Source organism: Thermomonospora echinospora (genome assembly GCF_900108175.1).
Taxonomy (GTDB): domain Bacteria; phylum Actinomycetota; class Actinomycetes; order Streptosporangiales; family Streptosporangiaceae; genus Thermomonospora; species Thermomonospora echinospora.
This window is the reverse complement of record NZ_FNVO01000002.1, coordinates 109207-128236: the sequence shown is the minus strand read 5'-3', so window position 1 is coordinate 128236 and position 19030 is coordinate 109207. Positions and strand designations below refer to the sequence as shown.

The window sequence follows — 19030 nt, the reverse complement described above, 5'->3', positions numbered from 1 at the left end:
AGGGCAGCAGGGCCGGGAACTCCTCGACCGTCAGGCCGGCGTCGCGGACGACCGAACGCGGCGTGCCGCGCGGGCCATCGACTGGAATGAGGTGCTGAACACGTGAGCACGCTGATCGACGACATCGGGGAACTGGTCACCAACGAGCCGGAGCTCGGGGACGGCCCGCTCGGGATCGTCCGAGACGCCGCGCTGGTCCTGGACGAGGGGAAGGTGGCCTGGGTGGGGCCTGCCGGGCGGGCGCCGGCGGCCGACGAGGTGTACGACGCCGCCGGGCGGGCGGTGCTGCCTGGGTTCGTGGACTCCCACGCGCATCTGGTGTTCGCGGGGGAGCGGGCCGAGGAGTTCGCCGCGCGGATGAGCGGGCGGCCGTACTCGGCGGGCGGGATCCGCACGACCGTCGCCAGGACGCGGGCCGCCACCGACGACGAGCTGCGCGCCAACCTGCGGCGGCTGGTCGACGAGATGGCCCGGCAGGGGACCACCACGGTGGAGTGCAAGTCCGGGTACGGCCTGACCGTCGCCGACGAGGCGCGGGCGGTGCGGCTGGCCGCGGAGGTCGCCGACGAGGTCACGTTCCTGGGGGCGCACGTGGTGCCGCCGGAGTACGCCGACGACTCCGGCGGGTACGTGCGGCTGGTGTCGTCGGAGATGCTGGCGGCCTGCGCGCCCCACGCCCGGTGGATCGACGTGTTCTGCGAGCGGGGGGCGTTCGACGAGGAGCAGACCCGGACGGTGCTGGAGGCGGGCGTCAAGGCCGGGCTCACCCCCCGGCTGCACGCCAACCAACTCGGGTACGGCCCCGGGGTGGCGCTGGCGGTGGAGTACGGGGCGGCGTCGGCCGACCACTGCACGTTCCTGACCGACGAGGACGTGGCGGCGCTGGCGGGCTCCGGCACGGTGGCCACGCTGCTGCCCGGGGTGGAGTTCTCCACCCGGCAGCCGTATCCGGACGCGCGGCGGCTCGTCGACGCGGGCGTGACGGTGGCGCTGGCCACCGACTGCAACCCCGGGTCCTGCTACACCTCCAGCATGCCGTTCTGCATCGCGGTCGCGGTCCGGGACATGCGCATGACGCCCGAGGAGGCGGTGTGGTCGGCGACGGCCGGCGGCGCGCGGGCGCTGCGCCGCACCGACGTGGGCCGGCTCGGCGTCGGCGCGCGGGCGGACGTGCTGGTGCTCGACGCGCCCTCGTACCTCCACCTGGCCTACCGACCAGGCGTTCCGCAGGTTACGGATGTCTGGAAAACGGGGGTGCGCGTTAGATCTCCGCAGCCCGGGTAAGTGGCCTCTGCTTCCCAACTACGGAGGGTAACGACATGGCGGAGTTCCTGACCGACGTCAAGACACTGCGGGAGCGGGCCCGGCAGGAGATCGACAAGGGCCCGATCACCGTGGCCTACGGGGCCGACCTGCCGCGCGTGATCCAGGTCTGCAACGAGGCCCTGGCCACCGAGATCGTCTGCACTCTGCGTTACAAGCGGCACTACTACACCGCCACCGGCATCCACGCCGAATCGGTGGCCGCCGAGTTCCTCGAGCACGCCCAGGAGGAGCAGCAGCACGCCGACTGGCTGGCCGAACGGATCGTGCAGCTCGGCGGCGAGCCCGACTACAACCCCGACACCCTGGCCACCCGGGCGCATGCGGAGTACGACCAGAGCACGGACCTGGTCGAGATGATCAAGGAGGATCTGGTGGCCGAGCGGGTGGCCATCGCCTCCTACACCGAGATCGCGCAGTGGCTGGGCGACGGCGACCCCACCACCAGGCGGCTGTTCGAGCGGATCCTGGCGCAGGAGGAGGAGCACGCCGACGATCTGCGCAGTCTGCTGGAACGGCTGCCGGCGGACTTGAACCGGGGCGGGTGAGCACAAATTACGGCCAGGCTCGGCGCCCGGTTTCGGCTGTGGCGCCGAGTTTTACCCGGCCCGGTAGTGAAACATTCCCTGCGCCTCACTTGACGCATCGATAGTATTCACTCACGCTATGTGGTGATTGTTTGACGGCGTTGTCAGGGTGCGTATGGATCGTGATCGGGGGGTGGCGGATGACGGCTGCTCCGACCATGGTGTCGATCCTCACAATCGGTGCATCCCCGTCATTAATTCGCCGAGACAAATGTCGTGACCGCCTTGTCGCCCAAGTGAGTGTTCCCTATCCCGCCGCGCGCTCACTCCGGGCTGACGATCTCATCGTGATCAGGGAAGGGCGACCATGATTCGGGTCCTGATCGTGGAAGAACTGTCGTTGTTGCGCGGCGGGCTCGTCGCACTTTTGGAGGACCACAACGACTTCGCGGTCGTGGGTGCCGTCGACGAGGCCGAGAAGCTGGTCCCGACGGCCTGCGAGGTCCATCCGGACATCGCCCTGATCGGGGTGGAGGGCGCCCAGGCCGACGCGTTCACCCTGGTCCGCAGGCTGCGCGACCAGTTGCCGGACTGCGCGGCGGTGCTGATGGCCGACCGCGGCAGGCCCGGCGACCTGCGCCGGGCCGCCGCGGCGGGCGCCGCCGGGTTCGTGCTCAAGGGCACCTCGCCGGACACCCTGACCGGGGGGCTGCGCCGGGTGGCGGCGGGCGAACGGGTCATCGACGCCGACCTGGCGTTCGCCGAACTGGCCGCCGCCGACAGCCCGCTGACCCCGCGCGAGCTGGAGGTGCTACGGCTGGCGGGGGAGGGGGCTTCGGCCGCGCAGATCGCCGACACACTGGTGCTCACCATCGGGACCGTCCGCAACCATCTGTCCCGCATCAACCGCAAGATCGGCGCCCGCAACCGGGTGCACGCCATCCGGATTGCCGAGTCCGCCGGCTGGCTGTGACCGCCAGTGCCCGAACAGGTCCCGGTAGCGGGCCGACCGCTCCAGCAACTCGGCATGCCCGCCCTGCCAGGCGCGGGCGCCGTCCAGCAGCAGGACCCGGGGAGCCCGCAGCGCCGAGGTCATCCGGTGCGCGATCACGATTAGGGTGCCGGGACGCCGGGCGAAGGCCCGCTCGGCCCGCGCCTCGGCGGCCGGATCGAGATGGCAGGTCGCCTCGTCCAAGATGGTCAGCGGCGCCGCCGCCAGATAGGCCCGGGCCAGCGCGATGAGCTGGCGTTCGCCCGCCGACAGCGCGGCCGGGTCGACCCGGCCGCCATACCCGCCGATCCGCTGGGCGAGGACCGACAGCCCGATCTCGTCCACCGCCCGCACCACCGCCGCGTCACCGGCCTGTGGGGCCAGGTAGGTCAGGTTGTCGTGGAGCGTCCCGTCGAACACGTACGCCTCCTGCGGGATCAGCACCCGCGTCCGCGGATCGCCCGGCGGTCGCCCCCCGACCAGGACCGTCCCCGCACCGGGCACCAGCATCCCGGCGACGAGCGCGGCCAGCGTCGACTTGCCGGTCCCGCTCGGCCCCACCACCGCCAGATGCCCACCGGCGGGCACCACCAGATCCAGCCCCTCGATCACCGGCTCGGCCCGCTCCCCGTAGGCGAAGCCCACCCCCGCCAGCCGCACCTCGACCCCCGCCCCGGACCGCGGCGGACCACCCGCCCCCGGAACGCGAGCGGCAGCCGTGACGACCGTCGGCCGCCCCCAGGCCCCCGGACCGCCACCCGCCACCGAGGCCGACCCGGCCTCCGGCAGCCCGGCATGAGCCGGGGCGACCGCCGGCCGGGTCTCCCCGTCCTTGGCACCGGCCGTTGAGCCGTTTCGGGTCACCGGGATCGGACCGGCTCCCGGCAGCTCGGCATGGGTCGGGGTGGCCGCCGGTCGGGTCTCCCTGTTCTCGGCACCGGCCGTTGAGCCGTTCTGAGCTGCCGGGATCGGACCGGTTTTGGGTGGCTCGGCATGGGCCGGGGCAGCCGCCGGCCGGGTCCGTTTGTCCTCATGGGGTGGTGTCGCGCCGTCCTGGGACGTTGCGGGCGGGGCGGTCCGCATCTGCCCGGCAGGGGCGGTGACGGGTGCCGGGTGGGTGCGCTCGGCGGTCTCCAGGATGCGGGTCAGGGTGACCGCTAGGCGCAGGCCGCTGCCGCCCACTCCCTGGACCAGGCTGTTCAACGCCGGTTGCAGGCCCTGCAGCACGTAGGTGACCGCGCCGACGACCGTGCCGGCGGTGGCGCCGTGCCGGGTCAGCCAGGGCCCGGCCGCCAGGATCAGCAGCACCGGCAGCCAGCCGCCCACCGCCAGCGCGGCCATGCGTACCCCGGCCAATCGGGCCACCGCGCGGGTCGCCGCCGCCTGGGCGTCGACGGCCCGGCCCGCCTGGGCGGCGATCCGGTCCTCGGCACCGCAGGCCACCACGTCGCGCAGCCCCTCGGTCAGCGCGGTGGTCAGCTCGGCGATCCGCTCCTCGCCGAGGATCAGCTCGCGTTGCCGCGCCGCCGCCGCCGGGACGATCGCGCCGAACAGCAGCAGCCCGAGCAGCAGCGGCGGCACCACCAGCCCGAGCACGGCCGGGGCCAGCGTCAGCAGCCCCACCAGCGCCGCCGCCACGCTGAACACGAACCCGCGCACCACCATCAACACCCCGGCGAAGGTGTCGCGGACGATCTCCACCTGGTGGGTCAGCCGGGCCACCGCCCCGGTGTCGGGCCGCCCGGACGGCGACCGCAGCGCCCCGTCCACCACCGTGCGGACCAGCTCGTCGCGGAACGGCTCGACGACCGCCGCGAGCGCCGCGTACAGCCGCCGGTAGCCCAGCGCCCCCACCGGCCCGGCCGCTGCCAGCCCGCCCAGCCAGGCCAGCGCATGCCCGGTGCGGCCCGCCTGGAACGCGTCCACCGCGTGGGCGACGACCAGGCCCAGCAGCATGGTCGGCACGACCTCGACCAGCGACCAGGCGGCCAGCCGCAGCGTCGCGCGGGGCCGCCGCCGGGTGGTCTGGACGAGCGTGCGCACCAGGATCCGGGGCACCTGCCGCCGCGCGTTCGTCCGCGCTCCCCGGTTCGGGGTGCGCCCCCGCCTTCTCTCCCGCTCCCTCCCGCCGGACCGCTCTGCCGCGCTCAGTGGTCCGCGGGCGGTTCGGCGGGCGGCCTCACGCCGGCGTGTGTTCCCCCGTCGGCGCGCGCTCCTCCGCCCGAACCGTCCGCGCCCGCCCGCCGGTGCCCGGCTCGTGTGCTCTTCCGGCCCGCTCATGAGTGCTCTCCGAAGACGGCTCGATAGTGCGGGTCACGCCACAGCCCGGCATGCGTGCCCACGGCGCGGACGCCGCCGCCGTCCAGCCACACCACCAGGTCGGCGCGTGCCGCCGTGGCGGCGCGGTGCGCGGTGATCAGACGGGTGCGGCCGGCCAGCGCGCCGAACAGGGCACGGCCGATCTCCAGTTCGGTGGCGGTGTCCAGGCTGGAGGTGGCGTCGTCGAGGATGAGCAGCCGCCCGCCGTGCGCGAACGCGCGGGCCAGGCCCAGCCGCTGCGCCTCCCCGCCCGACAGCGGGGCGTCGGGCATTGCGGTGGCGTAGCCGGACGGCAGCCGGCGGACGAACGAGTCGGCGCAGGCGGTGACCGCCGCGTGCCGCAGGAACCCCTCCGGCGCCCCGGGCGCACCGAAGCCCACGGCCTCCAGCACGGTCTCGCCGAACAGGTGCGGCCGGGCGAACGCGTACCCGACCGCGTCGCGCAGTGCCGTCCGGCTCAGCCGGTGCAGCGGCACGCCGTCCAGCAGCACCTCGCCGGTGTCCGGATCGGCCAGCCGCCCGGCCAGCGCCGCCAGCAGCGACTTGCCCGACCCGGACCGCCCGACCACCGCGACGGCCGTTCCGCCCGCGACGAGCAGGTCCACCTCGCGGAGCACCCCGCCCGCGCCCACCCGGCGGAACTCCAACGTGCCCGGGCCCGGCGGCAGCTCCCGGTCGCCGTGGACGGGGGCGGGACGCCCCAGGATCTCGGCGGCCCGCGCGGCGGCCCCGCGCGCCCGACCGATCCGGCCCAGATGTGTGGCGATGGGTCCCAGCCCCGCGGCCAGCGCCGCGTACCGTCCGGCGGCGACCAGCTCGCCCGCGGTGATCCGCTGCGCCGCCAGCTCCAGCCCGGCCACCGCCAGCACCACCACCTGCAGCAGCAGCACCACCACCAGGCCGCGCGCCCCGATGGCGCCCTGTACCCGCCAGATGTCCTCGCCCTCGCGTCGCAGCTCGGGAAGGGGGGCCAGGACGCGGCGGGCCTCGCGCTCCGCGGTGCCCGCGGCGGCGATCGTCCGCAGCCCGCGCAGCGCCTCCGCCAGCCGGGCCGCCATCGCCCCCTGAACGTCCAGATAGCGCCGTACGGAGCCGGTGACGTCCCGTACGAACGTGCGCAGCACCAGCACCGGCAGCGGCAGCGCCACCGCGAGCGCCACCGCGATCCGCCAGTCGATCAGCATCAGGGCCACCACCGCCCCCACCGGCGGCAGCACCGCGACGGCGGCGCGGACCACGGCCACCGGGGCGATCCCGGCCTCGGCGGCGCCGCCCACCACCCGGCTGGTCACATCGCCGGGGTCCAGCCGATGCGCGGGGCCCATGGCCAGCACGTGGCGGACGAACGTGTGCCGCAGCCAGGCCGTCGCGCGGGCGGTGCCGGCCCCGGTCGCCGGCTCCATCACGATGTCGGTGGCCGCCGAGACCAGGACCAGCCCGGCGCACAGCCAGACGGCGCGGCCAGGCGGCCCGGGGGTCAGCACGTCGTCCACCGCCAGGCCCAGCGCGGCGGGCAGCAGCACGGTGGCCGCCGCGTCCGCCAGCGCGGCGACCGCGAGCACCACGACCCAGCCGCCGCCGCGCCGGGTGGTGCGCAGCAGCAGGCGGTCGGCGGTGTCGGTCCGGGGCATGAAGTCCTCCCAATGGCCGAGTGGCCGCGGGGGCCGGCCCGCCGCCCGTAGGCGGAGGCGTGGCTCCCGCGGCCACCGGCCGTCCGGGCTAGCCGGTCAGAGGCAGAGGATGGTGCTGTGCGAGCTGTGCTTGTCGCACAGCAGCAGGCTCACGCTGCTGTCGTCGCCTCCGCCGTTCTCGACCGTCATTCCCTGAAGGTCCAGAAGCGCCATGTCTGTCACCCCCTTTCGGGCTGGATAGAGGTGGGCCCCGTGGCGGTCCGCACGGGGAGTCGGTCGGCCGTGCCCGGGATCGGCGGGAGAGCCCGCGCCCGCAGGAACGGCAGATCCACCGGGGTGTCGGCCAGGGCGGCGCCAAGCGCCAGGAGCACCCCGGCGGTGCCGGTGGACAGGTCACAGGACAGCCGGTAGAGCTGGTCGCCGGGGAAGGCCAGCCCCTGCCGGTAGGGGATGGCGTGCCAGGCGAGGCTCTCGACATGGCGGGCCACGACCGGGTCGGCCGGGTCCTGCCGGCTCAGATGGAGCACCATCCCGGCGCGGCCCCGCAGCAGGCTCGGCTGCGCGTAGTACAGGGCTCTGGCTGCGAGCCGGATGCCCTCGCGCGCCTCGACGAACTCGGCGGCGGCCTCGTCGTCCGGGCCGAGCGCCAGGTACTCGTCGATGACCAGGCCGATGCCGACGCTGCCCTTGTCGATGTAGGGCAGCAGCTTGGACCCGTCGTCCACCTGGAGGGCGTCGTTGCGGTCGCGCCGGCAGGACGCCAGGTCGTGGCGGAGCGCCGTCGCGGCGTGGGCCAGCAGGGACGCCTCGCCCGTCCGCTCGTACAGCCGCAGGAACATCAGGGCGATGCCGGCGCCGCCGTACAGGAACCCGGGCCGGGTCCTGCCCAGGTCGCCCATCCGGGAGATCACCAGCTCGGCCGCCCGCCATCCGGTCTGGCGCAGCGACCGCTCGCTGGTGACGTCCGCGAGGTGGTCGAGCACCAGCGCGAAGCCGGGCAGGCCCCCGTACAGGTCCAGGCCGAGGCGTTCCCACTTCTCCTTCAGGCTGTGCGACACCGCGGTGAGCGCGGCGTCGATGTGCCCGAACGAGGCCAGCGTGTAGGCGGCGCCCAGCAGCCCGTCGTAGAAGCCGAGGCCGGTGCCCTGCGGCGGGTCGGCGGCCTTGCGGGCAAGCCACTCCTCATGCGCGGCGTCGCGCCCGGCCCCGACCGCGTCGAGCGCGTACAGGACGCCGGCGGCGCCGTGCGCCATGCCCAGCGAGGCGCCGGCGAACTGGGCGATGTCGCCGGGGAACAGCCGGTCGGGACGCTCGGGCGTGGCGGCGGCGCGGATGGCGTCACCGAGCGCGGTGCGGGCGGCCTCCCAGCCGGGCCGGTCCGGGGTGAACCGCGGGCGGGTCCACCGCGGCTCCAGGTCCCGGGTGATCTCCGCGACCGCCTTGTCCAGGAAGCCCTGCGGCACCGGGAAGTGCTCGGCGATCACCTCGGCGAGCTGCCGGGCCTTGTGCCGGTCCTGGGTGAACAGCGTGGTCATCGGCAGGAACAGGGCCAGCCGCAGGCAGGCCAGGCTGTAGCGGTCCACCTCGACGCCGCGCCGGTCGGGCGGGGCCTGGTAGGCCGGGTTGGCCAGGGTCTGCCGGGAGCGCGCGACGGCCGGCGCGGCCACCTCGAAGTCGATCAGCGCCACCGAGTCGTCCGGCCGCACCATGATGTTGAACATGTGCAGGTCGTTGTAGACGACGCCGCGGGCGTGGACGGCGTCGATCAGTCGCTCGACGCCCTCGTGGATGCGCAGTGCCCAGGAGGTGTAGCCCGCCACCTTGCCGGGGTCCAGTTCGGGATCGAGCAGCGGGTGGCGCTCGGCGAAGAACGTGTTGAGGGTGCGTCCCTCGATGCGTTCCTGCACCAGGAAGTGGTGCTCGCCCAGGGTGAAGTAGTCGAGCACGGCCGGCACCCCGTCGATGCCCGCCAGCCGCTCCAGCATGTCCCGTTCGTGCTGCAGCCGGGCCACGGCGTCGGCGCCGTCGGCGGCCAGCCCCGCGTGGGGCCGCGCCTCCTTGAGGATGACCTCTTTTCCGGTGCGGGTGTCGGTGCCCGCGTACACGCCTCCGCCGTTGGAGAAATGCAGGGCCTTTTCGATCCGGTAGGGCAGCTCCGTGGTGGTGGTGGCGCTCCGGGCGGCCAGGTGCGGCAGCAGGCAGCGGGGCGGCGTCACCCAGTCGGGAACGGTGAACACCGGGCCGCGCCGGTCGGGCACCAGCTCGCCGTCCCCGTTCTCCATCGCCGGGACCAGCTCGCCCCGCTCGTCGGTGCACCGCCGCCGGGCGAACCCGCCGTACCGCACGTACAGGGGGCCGTCGCCGATGCGCAGGTCGCTGAGGATGTAGGGGCCGGGCAGGCCGGCCACCAGCGGGCCCAGCCCGTCGAGGACCCGCGCCAGCTCGTCCTCGTCCGCCGGATAGATCGTGACCAGCTTGCCGCTGGCGCCCCGCGGCGCGTATTTGGCGTTGCGCATGCGCAGCGTGCCCGGGCCGCGCAGATGTTTGAACGCGATTCCGCGTGGCACGCAGTAGTCCCAGGTGTGTTCCAGAATGGTGTCGGCGCTTTCGGCGCAGCCGGACACGTGCACCTTCCAGCCCTGCGGCGGAATGCGGGTGACCGGCGGCTCGTAATTCATCCACTCGTCGCCGGGAACCTGGGTCCAGCCGTCGGGAAGAGACCGGCACGCGATCGCGAACTCGGTAGCCTTGGTGACCTTCGGTGCGTCATAGAAGAACCGATCGGTAAGGCAGTAGAGCTCGTATCGCTGGTCCACCGGAAAACCTCTCGTACGGTCGCGAAAGCGTTCCGAGGAAGAGGTTCGCAGAGTAAAGGACGATCTACCAGTACCGGAGATAATGATTACGTTGTGAATGCCTAACGGGACGTCCGTGATGTCCGATCACAGATAACGGCGACCCACTCTGATCAATGGGCTGCGGCCACCGTGTACGTAGTCCACCGCCAGCACCTCGGCCACCACGAGCAGATGGTCGCCGGCCGTGACGCGCCGCCGGGTCTCGCACTCCAGCGCCGCCATCCCCTCCTCGGGGACCAGCGCGTCCGACAAGGGGCCGCGATGATGCGGCCGGCTCGCCAGCAGCAGGCGCGCGCTCGGCCGGCCCGCCGCCGCGAACCGGCCCGCCAGCGCCCGCTGGGCGGCGCTCAGCACGGTGACGGCCCAGCGGTCCCGCCGCCCCAGCACCTCGGCCAGGTAGGACGCCGACGCCACGCCCACCAGCACCATCGGCGGCTCCAGCGACACCGACACGAACGAGGTGATGGTGGTGCCCAGGTCGTCGCGTCCGTCCCGTACGGTCAGCACCACCACGCCGGTGGCGAACCCGGCGACCGCGTCGACGAACTCTCCGGCGACCGGACCGGGCGTGGGCCCGCCGCTCAGCGGATCTCCCACGTGCCCGGCAGGGTCAGCGGCCCGGCGGCCGGCAGCCCCAGGCGCGCGGCCAGCCCGCCCAGCGAGCCCCAGCCGTCGAAGCGGGCCGCCGCCGCCGTGCGGTCCTCGCTGGACTCGGCCGGGCGCAGCCGCTCCAACGGGGTGACGTGCGGGTAGCCGCGGACCGGGGCGTCGGCGGGCAGCCCGGCCCGCTTGCGGGCCAGGTCCAGCGCCAGGTCCAGCCCGCCCAGCTCGTCGACCAGCCCGTTGGCACGGGCGTCGGCGCCGGTCCACACCCGTCCCCGGGCCAGCTCGTCCACCTGCTCGCGGCTCAGCCCGCGGCCCTCGGCGACCTTGGCGGTGAAGTCCTCGTAGATCCGGTCCAGGGAGGCGTTGACGCGCTCCCACTCCGACTCGCTGAAGTCCTTGGTGGCGCTGAACATGCGGGCGTGCTCGCCGTCGGCCACGCTGCCCATCGCGATGCCGACCCGCTCCAGCAGCTCGTTGATCACCGCCTTGCCGACCACCACGCCGATCGAGCCGGTGACCGTCCCGGGCTGGGCCACGATGGTGTCGGCCGCCATCGCGACGTAGTAACCCCCGGAGGCCGCCACGTTCCCCATCGACACGACCACCGGCTTGCCGGCCCGGCCCGCCAGCACCACCTCCCGCCAGATGGCGTCGGAGGCGACCGCCGAGCCGCCGGGGCTGTTGACCCGGAACACGATGGCCCGCACCCGCTCGTCGCGGACCGCCGCCCGGAACGCCGCCCCGATGGTGTCCGAGCCCATCGCCGGGCCCTGTGAGGGCAGCGGCCCGCCGCGCCCGCTGCGGCCCAGCCGGATCGGCCCCTGCCCGTTGATCAGCGCCACCACGGCCTGGCCGCGGCCCGGCTGAGGCAGGCGCCCGGCGAGCCCGTGCGTGCGGTTGTAACGGGCGACGTAGCGCAACTGCACCTTGCCGTCCGGGGCGCCCACCTCCCGGCGGACGTCGGCGTACACCTCGTCGCGGTAGGCCAGCCGGTCCACCAGCCCGGCCTCCAGGGCCTCGGCGGCCAGCAGCGGCCCCCGGTCGACCAGCTCCCGGACCCGGTCGGCGGCCAGCCCGCGCGCCTCGGCGATGCCCTCGACCAGCTGCTCGCCGATCGAGTCGACCATGCGCTGGGAGGACTCACGGTGCTCGGGGGTGTAGCCCCGCTGCACGAACATGTTGGGCATGGTCTTGTACTCGTGGCGGGCGGCGAAGCGCGGCTCGATCCCGGCCTTGTCGAGGGCGCCGCGCACGAACGGCTCCTCCAGCGCCACGCCGGTCAGCCCGACCTCGCCGGTCGGCTGCAGGTAGACCCGGTCGAACGCGGACGCCAGGTAGTAGGGGACGGTCCCGTGCCCGCCCTCGCCGAACGTCTCGCTCCAGGCCACGGTGAGCTTGCCGGCCTCGCGCAGCGCGGCGACCGCGCCGCGCAGCTCCTGGGCCATGGCCAGCCCGATCGAGCCGGTGACCTTGACGACCAGCGCGCGGACCCGTGCGTCGCCCCGGGCCCGGCGCAGCCCGTCCAGCACGTCGCGTAGATGGGGGCGGCGCATCGACAGCAGCGCCGACAGCGGGTCGGCCGGGGCCGTCTCCACGATCCCGTCGGTCAGGTCGAGCTCCAGGACCAGCGGGGCCGTCCGCCGGTCGCGTGCCTCGGTGATGATGCTGACGACTTTGCCGGGTTCCACCATGCCGGTAAGCCTATGCGCTTTCCGGGGTCCGGCCCGGCCGGCGATCGATCAGCGGGCGAACGCCTGGTTGGGGGTGACGCTGGCGGTGGCCTGGGCGATGAGCCTGCCGCCGGCGTCGGTGATCGTGGCGGTGGACAGCATCCGGGTCCGGCCGGGATGCACGCACACGCCCTCCACGTCGTAGGGGCGGCCGGCCTGCACCGGGCGCACGTAGTCCACGTTCAGGCTCAGCGTCAGCATCGGCATGAAGTGCTCGCCGGTGCTGGAGGCGGCCAGGCAGACGGCGTTGTCGAGGATCATCGCGATGTAGCCGCCGTGCACGATGCCGCCCGGGTTGCACAGCTTGTCCTCGGGGCTCCAGGCGAGCCGCACCCGGCCGTGCTCGACTTCGGAGACCACCTGCCCGATGTGCTCGTTGATGGGGGTGAACTGCGGGAAACGGCCCTCTCCCATGGCTTTGATCAACTCGGCCCCGGACAGGGTGTTCCACAGGTCCAGTTCGGATTCCACGCTCACCAGGCACTCCCGCTCGGTCGTGGTGGGGAAGGACCCCCATGCCCCGGACCGGTCCCCGTGCCCGGCCATGGACGCATCGGGGCCGTCCGGAATTGTCGTACCGAAGGGTAAACGGCCGTGTGCCGGCGGGCACTGTGCCCTTGGTCACTGACCCGGTGGTCAGGTCGCGGACCTGCCGAGCGTGCCGTGCCCGGTGGCCGAGCCGCCGCCGCGCAGGTCGTAGTCCAGGCGGTCGCCGTCCAAGGTCGCCACCACCGTCCCGTTCACGCAGGACCCGCTGGTGAACTCCAGCGTGATCCGGTCCTGCCCGAGCGCGCTCAGCGCCACCTGCCCAGCGCACAGACCGCCCGCCAGGGCCCCCGTCCGCCCGCCCTCGGGCAGTGACAGCGTCACCGTGGCCGGGCGGTTGCGGTAGCCGTCGCTCTCGGCCACCTGTCCCTGCCAGGTGCCCGCGAACCGCTCGGGGATCCGGGTCTCGGCCTCCCCGCCCCTGCCCAGCAGCAGCCAGCCGCCGGCACCCGCCACGACCAGAGCGAGTACCGCCGCCACGGGCCACCACCGCCTCACCGGCCGTCCGGGCCCACCCTGCTGAGACGTGGAGGACCCGTGCCCGGTGGTCGGGTCGGGCTCGTTCACGGGCCGTCCGGGCTCGTTCGCGGCGGGGACGTGCCCACGCTCGGTGAGCGGAGCGGGCTCGTGCCCGATCGGAGGGACCGGGTCGCCCTCGGCGGGCGGGACGGTGTCGGGCTCGGCCGGCGGAACGGTCCGCACCCCCACCGGCGGCGGGCCGGGCGGGGGCAGCCGGATCGGCGGGCCACTCGGGCCGCTCGGGGCGACCCGGTCGAGCAGCCGGAACGCGTCCGCGGTGAACGGGTCGGCCGGGACCGGGGTCGGCGTGCGCGGGGCCGGGCGCTTGAGCAGCCACTCCAGGATGCTCCACGCCACCGGCCGGTTCGCGGGGTCCTTGTCCAGGCACAGCCGCAGCAGCGGCAGCACCCGTTCCGGAACGCCCCCCAGGTCGGGCTCGTCCTCCAGGATGCGCCGGAACAGCGCGGGCATCTCGTGGTCGTAGTCGGCGTACCCGAACGGCGCCCGCCCGGTCGCCGCGAACACCATCGTGCCCGCCCAGGCGAAGACGTCGGAGGCCGTGGTGGCCGGCCGGCCCTCCAGTTGCTCGGGGGAGAAGTAGGAGGGGGTGCCGATGAGCCTGCCCGTGCGCGTGCGGGCCTCGGCCAGGCGGGCGATGCCGAAGTCCACCACCCGCGCCCCGTCCGGGCCCATCAGCAGGTTGGACGGCTTGAGGTCGCGGTGCACGATCCCGGCGTCGTGGATGGCGGTCAGCCCGCTCACGCTCTGGATGATCAGCCGGATGAGCGCGTCCTCGTGCAGCGGCCCCTGCTCGTCCACCCGCTCGAACAGCGAGGGCCCCGGCACGTACTCGCCCACCACGTAGGGGAGCGGCCCCTCCACTGAGAAGTCCAGCACCCTGGCGGTGCAGAACGGCTCGACGCGCATGGCCGCCTCGACCTCCTTGGCCAGCCGTCGCCTGGCCTCGGCGTCGGCGCCGGGGGGCAGGCCGTCGAGCTTGAGGGTCTTGACCGCGACCTGCCGACCGTCGGGCGCCTCCCCCAGGTAGACCACGCCCTGCCCGCCCTCGCCGAGCCGGCCCAGCAGGCGGTAAGGGCCGACCTCACGGGGGTCGTGGCCTTCATCGAGGGGCAGTACGGGCATGGCGGCCTCCTTGCGCGTCAACCGACGCCGTCATGGCCTTCGACGGTGTGCATCCGCCCGATGGCCGCCCCCGCCGACGACTTTTTCCAACGTAATGGTCAACCCCTGCTCAGGGTCCCGGTTGTGACGCCGTTGCCGAGGATGTTGGGCGACTCGTAGCGCAGCCGGTCGCCTTCCAGCGTCAGCTTGACCCTGCCGCCAGTGCAGATGCCGTTGTTGCTGGGATCGTCCTTGACCACGGTCTCGTTGAACTCCACCGTGGAGCCGGCGGTGTTCGACAGTTCGAGCCGGTTGGTGCACCCCCAGCCGGGATAGTCGGCCTGGCCCTGCGAGCCGCCCGCCGACAGGGTGATGGTCACGTCCGTGCTGCTCTCGCCGCCCAGCACCGAGGGCTGCGCGACCCTGCCCTTCCAGGTGCCACCGAACGCCGCAGGGATCCCGCCGCCGTTCTGGCCCGCCGGTGGCGAGGCGGTCGCACCGGAGTCGGACGGCGCGGTGGAGCCGGGTGACGTGGCGGAGCCGGGCGGTGTGGTGGTTCCGTTCCGGCCGGGATCCTCGCCCTGCCCCCGACCGTTCAACAGCAGGAGCACCGCCGCCAGCACGGTCACGGCGGTCACGACCACGGTGCCTGCGACCAGCGCCAGGGTGCGTCCCCGGCCCCTGGCGGGCCGCCCGGTCACCGTGTCCTGCCCAGCCGGGCCGTGCTGCCACACGGGCTGGGTGAACGGCCCGGGGACGGCCGGGCCGACCGGATGCCCCGCGGTGGGCGGGGCCTGGTTGCCCGCAGACGGGTCCGCCAGCCGCACCAGCAGGGTCCGCGCCGTGGGACGCCGCGCCGGGTCCTTGTCCAGGCATTCGGCCAGCAGCCCCCGCACCCGGTCGGGCACCCCGGACAGGTCCGGCGGCTCCGTGGCGATCCGGTGCATCAGGGCGGGGATGTTGGCGCCGCCGCCGAACGGGGGACGGCCGGTGGCGGCGAACACCATCGTCCCGGCCCAGGCGAACACGTCCGAGGCGGGAGTCGGCGACTCGCCCCGCAGCCACTCGGGCGCGAAGTAGGCGGGCGTGCCGACCATCTGCGTGTGGGTCTCGGCGTCCACCGCGCGGGCGATCCCGAAGTCCACCACCCGGGGCCCGTCCGGGCCGAGCAGCACGTTGGCGGGCTTGAGGTCGCGGTGCACGATCCCGGCGCCGTGGATGGCGGTCAGCGCGCTGGCGGTGTTGACCATCAGCCGGTCCAGGTCGCCGCCGTGCAGCGGCCCACGCTCCCGCACCCGCTGTAGCAGGGACGGCCCCTCGACGAACTCGCTGACCACGTACGGGCGACGTCCGGTGGCCGAGGACTCCAGTACGGCCGCCGTACAGAACGGGGCCACCCGCTGGGCCGCCTCCATCTCCCGCGCGAACCGCGCCCGCGCCGCCTCGGAGGTTGCCTTCAGCACTTTGACCGCGACCCGCTGGCCGTCGGGCGCCTCCCCGAGGTAGACCACGCCCTGCCCGCCCTCGCCGAGCCGTCCGGTCAGCCGGTAACGCCCTATCTCACGCGGATCGTCGGCCTCCAGCGGAAGGCTGGGCATGTGATCGTCCTCCAGGAAACAGGCGGATCCCCTTGTACGACGCGCCTACGCTATCGGCCGGTTCGAACCTTTAAGGTCACCCTCATGGGAGACGGTGACGGCTGGGCACGCTGTGCCAAGGGGCACCAGCACTGGGGGCGTAACGGCGCCGCCGGGATGCTGATCTTCCACCGTCATCCCGAGGAGGGCACCCACGTCCTCCTCCAGCAGCGGGCCTGGTGGTGCAGCGGGGCCCTCACCTGGTGCCTGTTCGGCGGCGGTAGGCACGGCGGCGAGGACGCGGTCAGCGCGGCGCTGCGCGAGACCACCGAGGAGTGCACGCTCGACACCGCCTCCCTGCGCCTGCACGGCATGACCGTCGACGACCACGGCGGCTGGAGCTACACCACGGTGATCGCCTCGGCCGCCCAGATGCCCGAAGTGCTGCCGGCCTCCTCCGAGACCCGCCGGGCCCTGTGGCTCCCCCTGGAGAAGGTCGATGGCCTGCGGCTGTTCCAGCCGTTCGCGCTCGCGTGGCCTATGCTCGCCACCATGATGTCCAGGCTGGTCCTGGTGGTGGACGCTGCCAACGTGGTGGGCTCGCGCGCCGACGGCTGGTGGCGCGACCGGGCGGGTGCCGCCGCCAGGCTCCGCGACGAACTGGCGAGCCTGGCCGCCAGAGGCGTCACCGGCCTGCCGGAAGACGTCGTCGGGCATGACACCTCGTTCCCCGAGATCGTCATGGTGGTCGAGGGTGCTGCCCGTTCCGTCGCCGGCACCCAGGTCCCCGGCGTCCGGATGGTGGCCGCCCCCGGCAGCGGCGACGACGCCATCGTGGACCTCGTCGGCGCCCCCGAGCCCGACACCGTGTATCTGGTCGTCACCGCGGACCGGGGCCTGCGTGAGCGCGTCACCGCCGCCGGCGCCCGGACTGTCGGCCCGGGCTGGCTGCTGTCCCGGCTTGCCGCGGGCTAGTCCTCCTCGGGGACGAGCCAGACGGCGCCGAGCGGGGGAACGCGCATCGTCGCCGAGGCGGGCTGGGCGTGGCAGGGCTCGTCGATCGCCTCGATGTGGCCCATGTTGCCGACGCCGCTGCCGCCGTACTCGAAGGCGTCGGTGTTGAGGACCTCGCGCCAGCGGCCAGCGCGGGGCAGACCGATCCGGTAGTTCTCGTGGGGCTGCCCAGCGAAGTTGACCACGCAGGCCATCACGGAGCCGTCCGAGCCATAACGCAGGAAGGACAGGGTGTTGCCGCCGGCGTCGCTGGCGTCGATCCAGTGGAAGCCGCCGGGCTCGTTGTCGATGGTGTGCAGCGCGGGCGACTCTTGGTAGACGCGGTTGAGGTCGCGGACGAGCTTCTGGACCCCGATGTGGCCGGAGCCCTCGCCCGCGTCGTCCAGCAGCCACCAGTCCAGGGGACGCTCCTCGGCCCACTCGCCGCCCTGGCCGAACTCACCGCCCATGAACAGCAACTGCTTGCCGGGATGCGCCCACATGTAGGCGAACAGGGTGCGCAGGCCGGCGAACTTCTTCCAGGTGTCGCCGGGCATCTTCCCCAGCAGCGAGCCCTTGAGGTGGACGACCTCGTCATGGGAGAGCGGCAGCACGTAGTTCTCGGAGAACGCGTAGATGAGCGAGAACGTGATCTCGTTGTGGTGGTAGTGCCGGAACACCGGGTCGTGCTGGAGGTAGGCGAGGGTGTCGTGCATCCAGCCCATGTTCCACTTGAATCCGAAGCCCAGGCCGCCCAGATGGGTGGGGCGGGTGACGCCGGGCCACGCGGTGGACTCCTCGGCGACCATGATGACGCCGGGGTAGCGCTTGTAGACGGTGGCGTTGGTCTCTTGCAGGAAGGAGATGGCCTCCAGGTTCTCCCGGCCGCCGTAGATGTTGGGAGACCACTCGCCCTCCTTGCGCGAGTAGTCCAGGTAGAGCATCGAGGCGACGGCGTCCACGCGCAGGCCGTCGACGTGGAACTCCTCCAGCCAGTAGCACGCGTTGGCCACCAGGAAGTTGCGCACCTCGGCACGGCCGTAGTTGAACACCAGCGTCCCCCAGTCGGGGTGCTCGCCGCGGATCGGGTCGGCGTGCTCGTACAGGGCGGTGCCGTCGAAGCGGGCCAGCGCCCACTCGTCCTTGGGGAAGTGCGCGGGCACCCAGTCGACCAGCACGCCGATGCCCGCCTGGTGCAGTTTGTCGATCAGGTGACGGAAGTCGTCCGGGGAGCCGAAGCGTGAGCTGGGCGCGTAGTAGGACGTGACCTGGTAGCCCCAGGAGGGGCCGTAGGGGTGCTCGGCGACGGGCAGGAACTCGACATGGGTGAATCCCATGTCCTTCACGTAGGCGGTGAGCTCCTCGGCCAGCTCCCGGTAGCCGAGCCCCTTGCGCCACGAGCCGAGGTGGACCTCGTAAATGCTCATCGGCTCGTGCAGCCAGTCACGGCCCTTGCGGCGGTCCATCCACTCGCCGTCGGCCCACTCGTAGGAGGAGGCGAAGATGCGGGACGCGGTGGCCGGCGGCTGCTCGGTCCACTGCGCCATCGGGTCGGCCTTGCCCCGCCACTGCCCGTCCGTGCCGAGGATCTCGTACTTGTAGGTGGCGCCGTTGCCCAGCCCGGGGACGAACAGCTCCCAGATGCCGCTGGAGCCCAGCGACCGCATCGGATACGCCCGCCCGTCCCAGTGGTTGAAGTCGCCGATGAGCCGCACCCCGCGCGCATTCGGCGCCCACACCGAGAACGCCGTGCCATCGACCGGGCCGAACCGTGAGTGGTAGGTGCGCGCCCGCGCGCCCAGCGCCTTCCACAGCTCCTCGTGGCGTCCCTCGGCGAACAGGTGCAGGTCCAGCTCGCCCACCGTGGGCAGATACCGGTAAGCGTCGTCCTGGATCAGCTCGGGGCCGTCGGCGTACCGCACCGCCAGCCGGTAGTCCGGCACGTCCGGGCCGCCCGGCAGCGTGCCCTCGAACACCCCGTGGTGGACATGCCGCAACGGATGCCGTGTCTTGTCCGGGAGGACCACCTCGACCCGCTCGGCCAGCGGTCGCAGCGCCCGGACGGTGATCCCGTCGCGTTCGGGATGCGCGCCGAGGATGGAGTGCGGATCGTGGTGGTACCCGCCGACAAGCCGGTCGAGCTCCTCGTGCGTCACCCGTGCCATGGCGATCTGGGCCTCCCTGTGCTCCGCGTGGCTGGCTCCAGGGCTATGCCTGCCCCGTGAGGGCGTCGTCTCACCTCGACACAAGGATTGGCAAAACCTTTTCGGCCGGGTATCCGGCGGATC

The 19030-nt window shown here is 73.4% G+C and carries 13 protein-coding genes and 1 pseudogene; 4 read left to right on the top strand and 10 right to left on the bottom strand.

Translation table 11 applies throughout. The features are described from left to right. Nucleotides 1-102: 102 nt before the first annotated feature. From hutI to C4U03_RS04710, 3 genes and pseudogenes are all read left to right on the top strand, one after another. Nucleotides 103-1284, top strand: a complete 1182-nt coding sequence (hutI, locus tag C4U03_RS04720) for an imidazolonepropionase (RefSeq protein WP_103936413.1) — start codon at nt 103-105, stop codon at nt 1282-1284. A 35-nt stretch (nt 1285-1319) separates the two neighbouring features. After that, a complete protein-coding gene (locus tag C4U03_RS04715; RefSeq protein WP_103936412.1) occupies nt 1320-1871 on the top strand; it encodes a ferritin-like domain-containing protein in 552 nt (183 codons plus the stop codon). Between the two features lie 346 nt (nt 1872-2217). Continuing rightward, nucleotides 2218-2742: pseudogene (locus C4U03_RS04710) on the top strand (response regulator transcription factor); the annotation flags it as partial. Here C4U03_RS04710 and C4U03_RS04705 read toward each other — a convergent pair. From C4U03_RS04705 to C4U03_RS04665, 9 genes are all read right to left on the bottom strand, one after another. Next, a complete protein-coding gene (locus tag C4U03_RS04705) occupies nt 2662-4884 on the bottom strand; it encodes an ATP-binding cassette domain-containing protein (protein WP_235017643.1) in 2223 nt (740 codons plus the stop codon). The pseudogene C4U03_RS04710 and the gene C4U03_RS04705 sit on opposite strands and share 81 nt — an antisense overlap. Nucleotides 4885-5117: 233 nt before the next feature. Continuing rightward, the gene (locus C4U03_RS04700; protein ID WP_103936410.1) at nt 5118-6791 is read right to left on the bottom strand and encodes an ATP-binding cassette domain-containing protein; all 1674 of its coding nucleotides are present in this window, start codon (nt 6789-6791) and stop codon (nt 5118-5120) included. A 96-nt stretch (nt 6792-6887) separates the two neighbouring features. After that, on the bottom strand, nt 6888-7004 hold the full coding sequence (locus C4U03_RS04695) for a SapB/AmfS family lanthipeptide (RefSeq protein ID WP_103936409.1): 117 nt from the start codon (nt 7002-7004) through the stop codon (nt 6888-6890). 5 nt (nt 7005-7009) lie between these two features. After that, nucleotides 7010-9607 carry a class III lanthionine synthetase LanKC gene (gene lanKC, locus C4U03_RS04690; protein WP_103936408.1) on the bottom strand — a complete coding sequence of 866 codons (2598 nt, stop codon included), beginning with the start codon at nt 9605-9607 and terminating at the stop codon, nt 7010-7012. 126 nt (nt 9608-9733) lie between these two features. Then, nucleotides 9734-10246, bottom strand: coding sequence for a flavin reductase family protein (locus C4U03_RS04685; RefSeq protein WP_235017642.1), 513 nt, complete (start codon nt 10244-10246; stop codon nt 9734-9736). Then, complete coding sequence (gene sppA, locus C4U03_RS04680) at nt 10231-11946, bottom strand: signal peptide peptidase SppA (RefSeq protein ID WP_103936407.1); 1716 nt, start codon at nt 11944-11946, stop codon at nt 10231-10233. The genes C4U03_RS04685 and sppA overlap by 16 nt, the downstream gene beginning before the upstream one ends. A 48-nt stretch (nt 11947-11994) precedes the next feature. Then, on the bottom strand, nt 11995-12462 hold the full coding sequence (locus C4U03_RS04675) for a PaaI family thioesterase (protein ID WP_103936920.1): 468 nt from the start codon (nt 12460-12462) through the stop codon (nt 11995-11997). Nucleotides 12463-12621: 159 nt separating this feature from the next. Then, complete coding sequence (locus tag C4U03_RS04670; protein ID WP_103936406.1) at nt 12622-14193, bottom strand: serine/threonine-protein kinase; 1572 nt, start codon at nt 14191-14193, stop codon at nt 12622-12624. 98 nt (nt 14194-14291) lie between these two features. Next, on the bottom strand, nt 14292-15770 hold the full coding sequence (locus C4U03_RS04665) for a serine/threonine protein kinase (RefSeq protein WP_103936405.1): 1479 nt from the start codon (nt 15768-15770) through the stop codon (nt 14292-14294). An 84-nt stretch (nt 15771-15854) separates the two neighbouring features. Here C4U03_RS04665 and C4U03_RS04660 point away from each other — a divergent pair, with 84 nt between their 5' ends. After that, nucleotides 15855-16724 (top strand): NUDIX hydrolase, encoded by an 870-nt coding sequence (locus C4U03_RS04660; protein WP_103936404.1) that lies wholly within the window; start codon nt 15855-15857, stop codon nt 16722-16724. Here C4U03_RS04660 and glgB read toward each other — a convergent pair. After that, nucleotides 16721-18907: a 1,4-alpha-glucan branching protein GlgB gene (gene glgB, locus C4U03_RS04655; protein ID WP_103936403.1), complete on the bottom strand. Its 2187-nt coding sequence runs from the start codon at nt 18905-18907 to the stop codon at nt 16721-16723. The two genes, C4U03_RS04660 and glgB, sit on opposite strands and share 4 nt — an antisense overlap. Between the last annotated feature and the right edge of the window lie 123 nt (nt 18908-19030).